Genomic DNA, 6,000 nt, shown 5'->3' with positions numbered 1-6,000 from the left:
TGCTGGCGCGGGTGCGCCGTCTGGCGAATGGACCGCCCCCAAAAACGACGCTCATCGCCAAGCTCGTAGGTGCTGTGGTCCATCCAGGAGATCCGGCGCGTGGCAATGCGGCTGGCGCAGCGGCGCATTGAGCCCGCCTTCGTGCTCGCTTGGTCAGCCTGGCGGCGCGCCCACCAAGCTGCCGCTCGACAGGCCCATCTCAGAAAGAGAATGCAACTGTAATGCTAGGTCACTCGCTGTGGGGCTATCGGGGCGGGAGCGCGGGATTTCGTAGACATCGTAGCTCGCAGCATCGCTGTCGGGTTTGACGTAGCCAAAGCCGCGAGCGGCGCGGCCAAGGTGGCGGTCGAACAGGCACACCGCATCAGCAGGCGAAACCACGTCCCCCGCAGGGCCAAATCGAGCCGTGTCGCCGTAGACCCTGCCTGTTCCTCTCTCGATCACGATGAACCGCGCCATGCCAACCCTTCTTAGGCTTCCACCCGGCCGGAGGCACGGCCGGGAGTCACTTGAGGCATGAAACGTGCTCCACCTCGCTTTAGTCCCGTGCCGCCGCTGCTTTCGGCTGTTTCCGCCACCTGCCAAGTGGGTGAGGCCGAGCTTCAAATGTCCCACGAAGATGCAGCCGTAGACGAGATGATAGCGAACTCGGCCACGCTGCGAACGTTGCCACACGCCACGTAAGAGGAAGCGGCGCATGCAACAACGCTGGCCAAGCCGGATCTGGATCGTGCGCCATGGCGAAAGCGCCGGGAACGTTGCCCGGGACGCGGCACATGACGCTGGTCTCGCTCGCATCGATATCACCGAGCGCGACGTCGACGTTGCCCTGAGTGCGCGCGGCGAGCAGCAGGCTACTGCACTGGGGCGGTGGTTTGCCGCAATGCCGGGCTCTGAGCGTCCCGACGTTGTTCTCACCTCCCCCTATGTCCGGGCGCAGGAAACAGCAGCGCGGATCCGTGCCGCTGGCGGCCTGTCACCCGACGCACACGAACACGTTGTGGATGAGCGGCTCCGCGAAAAGGAACTCGGAGTTCTCGATCGCCTCACCCGGACAGGGGTCGAGCAACTGCATCCTGAGCAGGCCGACATGCGAACGCGTTTGGGCAAGTTCTATCATCGGCCGCCGTCGGGCGAGAGCTGGTGCGATGTCATCCTGCGGCTCAGGAGTGCGATGGACACCGTCTCACTGCATCATGGTCAGAAGCGGGTGCTGATCGTTGCCCATCAGGTTGTGGTGCTGTGCCTACGCTACCTTCTGGAGAACCTGACCGAGGCAGAGATCCTTGGCATCGACATGGAGGGCGACGTCTTGAACTGCTCGGTGACGGAGTACGCCTTCGAAGCGCAGGAGGGAACGACAGGAAGGTTGATCCTCAAGCGCTACAACTTCGTCGCCCCCATGGAGGATGCAGGCGCGCCTGTGACTGCCGAGCCAGACCCCAATGAGGCGATCCAGTGATCGAGCATCAACTCACAGCCGAGCGTCTCCGGAACCTGCCGCTTCCGACGCCTGAGGCGGGCAGTAAGGACGAGCGCGGCAGCGTGCTGGTGCTCGGAGGCTGCGTCGAAGTTCCGGGCGCCGTTCTTCTTGCTGGCATCGCCGCTCTTCGAGCAGGCGCGGGCAAACTGAAGATCGCGACCGTGAAAAGCGTGGCGGTTCCGATGGCATTGGCGGTGCCCGAGGCTATGGTCATTGGGCTTCCGGAAACGGAGGAAGGTGCAATCGACCCTGAGAGGGCAGAGGAGCGTGTGGCGAAGGCAGCCGACCGCTGCGACGCCGTCTTGATCGGTCCCGGAATGACCACGGGCGAAGCGACAACCGCACTGACGGTCGCCTTGCTCTCAGGTCAGCCTTCATCCTCCTATGTGCTGGATGCGGGCGCGCTCTGCAGCCTCGGTGCGCACGCTGAGGCAGTTCGCAAATGCGGTGGTCAGGTGGTGATCACACCTCATGCCGGCGAGATGGCGCAGTTACTTGATCGAAGCCGGGATGAGGTCGAGGCGGACCCACTCGACGCGGCGCTTAGGGCTGCGGAACTGCTACAGGCCGTAGTGATCATGAAGGGAGCTCAGAGCTGGATCGTGGATCCTGGGGGTGAGCGGTCGCTCTACGAAGGAGGCGGCGTCGGGCTGGCAACTTCGGGCTCTGGCGACTCTCTAGCTGGGATCGTCAGCGGGCTTCTGGCTCGTGGGACAGAGCCGATGACTGCTGCTCTCTGGGGTGTCTATCTGCACGGCGCGGCGGGAATGCGGCTGGCAGCGTCATGTGGTTCCATAGGCTTTTTAGCGCGCGAGATTTCCAACGAGGTTCCCGCGATCATGCGAGAGGTTGCCTGCGAACCAAGCGCCTGACTGAGTGAGACCAGAATGGCGTTAATCGAACGGATGCGGTTGCTCGGTCATGATACTGCTGAAGCCGAGCCGCACCTTCGACGGGTTGATCAGGCGGTAGACGGGTTTTAGATCACGCGCCATGCTCTGCTAGCCGGCCCAGCAGGGGGCAGGACGGCTCCATAATACCCAATCCACGAGGCTCCTTGCCGATTGGACGTTAAGGGGCCTTCGGCAGAGCGCAGCCGGCGCATTCGCGTAATATGCAGTATGGAGCTGCCCCCGCTCACAGCCCCGGACCAACCAATCCGGGCACGTCTCGATCCGCTTGCCGCCGCAGGCCGTGCACCGCAGCGGAAGGGCGATACCCACGTACCGGAACCGTTGAGGAGCACACAGCGCTACTAGCCGTATGACTCTGCTCGACGACACCGTGCTCTCACTCCTCGCATTGGCAGCTTCTTACAAGCCCGGAACCATCATCGAGGCTGAGCGAGCGGTAGATGCCTACCTAACCCAGTTCCAAGGCATCCAAGCGCGTCTGGCTGCGATGGATGCCCTGTTCTACGAACTCGCATTGCCGGAGCATCGCGCTCGCAATCGCGGCGGCTTGTTCGAACTGATCGAACTGCATCTAGAGCGCAGACACCGCGAGATCGTACGCCAGTTTCAGTAGGCGTCGGCCGCGCAAGCTTCGGAGGGGTTGGGCGGGACAGGTATGAATGGCAGCCCGCCGCGAGCAGCGCCGTTCCGAGATTGGGAATTATGGAGCCTGATCGAGCTACCTGAGGGCTATCCGTCGAGCGCCGCCCTCGCCGTTTCTGCTGCAATGCGGTATGTTATTCGCGATGCAGCAACGAGGCTGATATGGCTCACCGCAGAGTGATCAAAGCGATCAATGGCCAACCGGCGGCCTTCATCGGCTCACGGACTGGCCGCGAGGACGCCGAGAAGGTACTCCTTCGGGTTGGCGACCGTGAGGAGACGGCCAGCGGCCAACGATGGGCCTCGGCTCCCCTTTGGGAAGGCAAGCGACCATCGTGGGCTGGCCGCGAACGCTAATGGCATAAGGACGTCCTGGAGATCCTCCATGATAGATTGGAGGCGTCCACGGCCGAGAGCATAACTCATAAGGCGTCGGCCGCCTCTCCGAAGACCAGAAGCCACCGGCTTCGGGCTGTTTCTCCGCATTGCCAAGTGGACTGATCCTCTCCCATGAGCAAGAGTGGTCTGCTGGAGTATGCAGTGTCCAGGGCTTCGGCGAAGACGTAAAAATAATTCGCCTCCTTCAATGTTTATACCTACCGTGCCCAGGTCGGCCTAAGGGTGCATTTTTCGTCACTGTCATGCTGCCTGGCAGTCCAATTTTGAGCGTGCGAGACGATGTTTGAGATGCGGCGGCGCGACTTTGGTTCGCTCGTCTGTGGGGCGGCCATCGTCCTGCCCCGAAGCCTGCGCGCGCAGCAGCCTGCCCGGCCCGAGATTGGCTTTCTGAGCAGCCGATCTGCGACAGTCGATGCGACGCTCCTAACTGCCTTCCACAAGGGTCTTGCCGGATTGGGTTTCGTCGAAGGTCGCGACGTGACCATCGCGTATCGCTGGGCGGAGGGGCGCTACGACCAGCTCCCGGCGCTGGCCGCCGAACTCGTTGCACGGCCAGTGGCGGTTCTGGTCTCGACCGGCGGCACCGTCGCGGCCCGCGCCGCCAAGGCGGCAACGCAGACCATTCCCATCGTCTTCACGACTGCCGGCGACCCTGTGGCTGCCGGTCTCGTCGAGAGCCTCGCCCGGCCCGGCGGCAATCTCACCGGCATCACCGCCTCGTTCATCGAAGCGGCTGCTAAGCGGATGGAGCTTCTCCACGAACTCCTGCCCAAAGCGTCCACGATCGGGTTTCTGGTGAACCCGGCCAATCCTGCGGCAATCTCGGAGTCTGACGAGATCCGGGTAGCGGCCGGCACTCTTGGCCAGCGCATCGAGGTCGTGAGCGCCATGAACGCGCGCGAGATCGAAGTAGCGTTCGACAGGCTGAGAGCCCTACGGGCCGACGCGCTTCTCGTCGCTGCCGACCCGTTCTTCTTCGCACGCACCGATCAGCTCGTCGCTGCGGCGGCCCGGCAGGCGATCCCGACGCTGTACTTCCGCCGCGAGTTCGCGGACGCCGGCGGCTTGATCTCCTTTGGCTCGAACTTCCCCGAGCTGTTCCGCGTCGTCGGGCAGTATGCCGGCCAGATCCTGCGAGGGGCCCACCCCAGCGATTTGCCCGTCCAGCGGCCAAGCCGGTTTGAGCTCGTGATCAATCTCAGGACCGCGAGCGCGCTCGGCTTGGCGATACCGCCGATCTTGCCGGCCCGCGCCGACGCGGTGATCGAGTAGGGAGGCTCGACGGGGGTCAATCGTCCAACGCAGCGTCCGCAGACTTGCGGAAGGTAGATTTTTCTCCGCTTCACGCTCAGGATGCAGGTCAGCCAGCGAAGCTATGTCGCGCAACGAGGCGGAGCGGGTTGCACTGAACATCGCAGCTGTGCCGGATCTGCGGGTGCGTCTCGATCAGGTGGCGGGATGCGTGGCGAGGGGAAGCTGAGCGGCTCGTACGAGCCGTTGCGTGACCGAACCGACCGCCCACCGCTTCCCCGGTCCGTGGATTGTCGTTGAGCTTCACGAGGCGTTCCGCATCGAAGTTGCGAACGGCTCCCGACATCGGCGTGGACCTTCGTTGACGCGGATGTCGGGGCAGCGTGTGTTCCATAAGGCTAACGAAGTGCTAAGCGGGCCTCAGGCCTTCTTCGGACGCCCGCGGGTCTTCGGAGCTTGAGGTGCAATCTCTTCATCCTCAGTACCACGCTGAGCACTGCCGCCCGGCCTACCCAGGCCGATCGCCCTGGCGAGCTCCGAGCGCTGGGCGGCGTAACTCGCCGCCACCATCGGGTAGTCCGCCGACAGACCAAACCGCTGCCGGTAGGTGTGCGGATCGAGCCCGTGGCCGGTGAGATGGCGCTTGAGTGTCTTGTAGGGCTTGCCATCGAGGAAGCTGATTAGCGCGTCCGGGGTGATCGACTTGCGGATCTGAGCGGGCGTCGCCTTCTCGACCTCCGGCTCAGCCGCAGGCGAAGAACCGGCTGCAAGGTTGTTCAGCGCTGCATGGACCTCGTTGATGAGCGACGGAAGGTCAGTTGCCCGGACCGAATTATTCGACACATAGGCCGACACGATGTCGGCGGCTAGTTCGAGGTGGCTTGCATGAAGAGCTTCTTCGACTTCAGCCATTTGACAACCTGTTTCCAATGACGGTCAGGCCAATACGCTCATTCAGTCGAAATGCAAGGCTCTGAGCTTGCATGATTTAGAGAGATGTGGACATGCCGCTCGCATACAACGAATGCGTGAACATGGTGGGCTGGATACAACCGAGCCCTACTTCACTGGCTCGCGGCGCAGTGCCGCTTGAGGCACATCAGCATGATGAAATTCGTTCTTGGCGCGGCACTCGCCGTTGCTCTGCAACTCGGAACTACCAATGGCAGCCTTGCCGCCTCAGGCGGCGGTGGAGGTGACGGCCTCGACAGGGGCGCGGCGGCGCAGGGGAACAGCACCTTTGCGGGCCAGCATCGTGGCCCTGGCCCTGTCGTAAGTCGACGGAGGGGGGGCATGGGAATGATGCGGCAT

At 63.2% G+C, this 6,000-nt stretch carries 6 protein-coding genes and 1 pseudogene; 5 read left to right on the top strand and 2 right to left on the bottom strand.

All coding sequences use genetic code 11. The features are described 5' to 3' along the window. A pseudogene (locus tag F6X53_RS28975) lies at positions 1-131 on the top strand (IS701 family transposase); the annotation flags it as partial. A gap of 22 nt (positions 132-153) precedes the next feature. Here the strand turns inward: F6X53_RS28975 and F6X53_RS32740 are convergent. Further along, positions 154-459: a hypothetical protein gene (locus F6X53_RS32740; protein ID WP_191971042.1), complete on the bottom strand. Its 306-nt coding sequence runs from the start codon at positions 457-459 to the stop codon at positions 154-156. Positions 460-697: 238 nt separating this feature from the next. On the opposite strand from F6X53_RS32740, the gene F6X53_RS28970 reads away from it, so the two are divergent. The 4 genes from F6X53_RS28970 to F6X53_RS28955 all read left to right on the top strand — a co-directional run bounded on the left by F6X53_RS28970 (position 698) and on the right by F6X53_RS28955 (position 4,710). Further along, the gene (locus F6X53_RS28970; protein WP_151004888.1) at positions 698-1,462 is read left to right on the top strand and encodes a histidine phosphatase family protein; all 765 of its coding nucleotides are present in this window, start codon (positions 698-700) and stop codon (positions 1,460-1,462) included. Further along, positions 1,459-2,355, top strand: coding sequence for an NAD(P)H-hydrate dehydratase (locus F6X53_RS28965; RefSeq protein ID WP_151004886.1), 897 nt, complete (start codon positions 1,459-1,461; stop codon positions 2,353-2,355). The genes F6X53_RS28970 and F6X53_RS28965 overlap by 4 nt, the downstream gene beginning before the upstream one ends. Positions 2,356-2,746: 391 nt before the next feature. Further along, a complete protein-coding gene (locus F6X53_RS28960) occupies positions 2,747-3,010 on the top strand; it encodes a hypothetical protein (protein ID WP_151004884.1) in 264 nt (87 codons plus the stop codon). A gap of 716 nt (positions 3,011-3,726) precedes the next feature. Beyond that, complete coding sequence (locus F6X53_RS28955) at positions 3,727-4,710, top strand: ABC transporter substrate-binding protein (RefSeq protein ID WP_151004883.1); 984 nt, start codon at positions 3,727-3,729, stop codon at positions 4,708-4,710. A 399-nt stretch (positions 4,711-5,109) separates the two neighbouring features. Here the strand turns inward: F6X53_RS28955 and F6X53_RS28950 are convergent, their stop codons facing one another. Beyond that, entirely contained in the window at positions 5,110-5,601 is a 492-nt protein-coding gene (locus F6X53_RS28950) for a Ros/MucR family transcriptional regulator (protein WP_151004881.1), read from the bottom strand. Between the last annotated feature and the right edge of the window lie 399 nt (positions 5,602-6,000).

Source organism: Methylobacterium soli (assembly GCF_008806385.1).
GTDB classification, from domain to species: domain Bacteria; phylum Pseudomonadota; class Alphaproteobacteria; order Rhizobiales; family Beijerinckiaceae; genus Methylobacterium; species Methylobacterium soli.
The sequence above is the reverse complement of the archived record's forward strand: the minus strand, read 5'-3'. Positions and strand labels throughout refer to the sequence as shown.

What these genes read in the sequence shown, in the direction of transcription:
- F6X53_RS32740 (WP_191971042.1), bottom strand. Translation starts at nt 459, where the DNA reads ATGGCGCGGTTCATCGTGATCGAGAGAGGAACAGGCAGGGTCTACGGC.
- F6X53_RS28970 (WP_151004888.1), top strand. Translation starts at nt 698, where the DNA reads ATGCAACAACGCTGGCCAAGCCGGATCTGGATCGTGCGCCATGGCGAA.
- F6X53_RS28960 (WP_151004884.1), top strand. Translation starts at nt 2,747, where the DNA reads ATGACTCTGCTCGACGACACCGTGCTCTCACTCCTCGCATTGGCAGCT.
- F6X53_RS28955 (WP_151004883.1), top strand. Translation starts at nt 3,727, where the DNA reads ATGCGGCGGCGCGACTTTGGTTCGCTCGTCTGTGGGGCGGCCATCGTC.
- F6X53_RS28950 (WP_151004881.1), bottom strand. Translation starts at nt 5,601, where the DNA reads ATGGCTGAAGTCGAAGAAGCTCTTCATGCAAGCCACCTCGAACTAGCC.